Here is a 1,435-nt window from a genome sequence, read left to right as displayed (position 1 = left end):
TGGTGGCGTTTTTAGACGACGCGACACGATACCCTCTGCATGTGTCATTCTATCCCATGCTTGATGCGCGTTGCGTTGAAGACGCTTTTCGGGAAGCTGTCAGAAAGCATGGGGTTCCTGAAAGTGTGTACTTTGATAACGGCAAACAGTACCGCACGAAATGGATGGCTAGGACCTGTTCCAAGTTAGGTACGCGGCTTCTTTATGCCCGTCCCTACTCGCCTGAATCAACTGGAAAAGTCGAACGTTTTAATCGAACATTTGAAGAGTTTATCAATGAAGTGAGACTAGAAGACCCTCAAACGATTGAAGCGTTAAATCAATGGTTAGGCGTATGGCTGGATGAGCGTTATCTCCATAAGCCACATCGGGCTCTAGGGAAAGGCGTCACACCGTTAGAGGCTTATCGCAGGGAAGGTACGCCTATTCGTCACGTTTCAGCCGAAGAGCTTGCCCACGCCTTTCTGCATTCAGAAACAAGAAAGGTCGATAAAGCTGGCTGCATCAGTTTTCAGGATAAAAAATATGAAGTTGGGGTCCATTTTGTTGGATGTAAAGTTGAAATCACCTATGATCCTCAGGATACGAATGAATTAACCGTAGATTATCCAGGCTTTGATAGCTGGAAAGCAAAAAGAATGGTGATGTCAGAGAGAACAGGGAAAAGACCCTCTCTTCCAGAGAAAATGACGAAGGAACCTGCCGGTTCTTCAAGACTTCTTCAAGGAGCTAAGAGACCTAATTTAGAGAGAAAGGCAGCTGCCATGACACCTCCTGTTCCAGCCGTGAGTTTCCGTCATATAGGAAAAGGAGGAACGCGTCATGTTTGAGTCCTTCTTTGAGATGCGCCAAACCCCATTTTCCCGCAGCATTCCAACGACTGAGTTATATGAATCCACTCAGCTCGAAGAGATTATTGGGCGACTGAACTACGCCGCAGAACGTCAGCTTTTCGCTGTCATGACCGGTGAGTGTGGACTTGGAAAAACGACAGCGATTCGCAGGTTTACAGACCAGCTGGATCCATCCGATTATAAGCTGCTCTATTTATCTGATTCTAAGCTGACACCGCGTCACTTTTATAAAGGAATGTTAGAACAGCTGGGCCTTGAAGCAAAGTTCTACAGGGGTGATGCCAAGCGCCAATTGCATCGTGAGATTGAATTGATGAAAGGCATCCATAAGTTAACGCCTGTGGTTGTGGTTGATGAAGCCCATCTGCTTGATCGTGAGATGTTAGAGGAAGTTCGTTTCCTTTTGAACTTTCGGATGGATGCGCAAAGTCCAATGGCCTTAATTATGGTGGGACAAACTGAATTTTGGGACCGCCTTCAGCTACAAACCTTCGCAGCGATACGACAGCGTATCGATATCCAGTTTAAGCTAGATCATCTGGATCGTGCCGAAACCGAGCATTATATGAATAAGCATTTGC

Annotated in this window: 2 protein-coding genes; both read left to right on the top strand. The window is 46.3% G+C overall.

Features of this window, described 5'->3' with window-relative positions:
- On the top strand, positions 1-830 hold an 830-nt coding region (locus EV213_RS20530), incomplete at its 5' end, for a Mu transposase C-terminal domain-containing protein (RefSeq protein ID WP_133582433.1).
- The coding region (locus EV213_RS20525) for an ExeA family protein (RefSeq protein ID WP_133582432.1) at positions 823-1,435 on the top strand (613 nt) is incomplete at its 3' end. The genes EV213_RS20530 and EV213_RS20525, both read left to right, overlap by 8 nt.

The sequence above is a fragment of the Aureibacillus halotolerans genome, assembly GCF_004363045.1.
Taxonomy (GTDB): Bacteria; Bacillota; Bacilli; order Bacillales; family DSM-28697; genus Aureibacillus; species Aureibacillus halotolerans.
The sequence above is the reverse complement of the archived record's forward strand: the minus strand, read 5'-3'. Positions and strand labels throughout refer to the sequence as shown.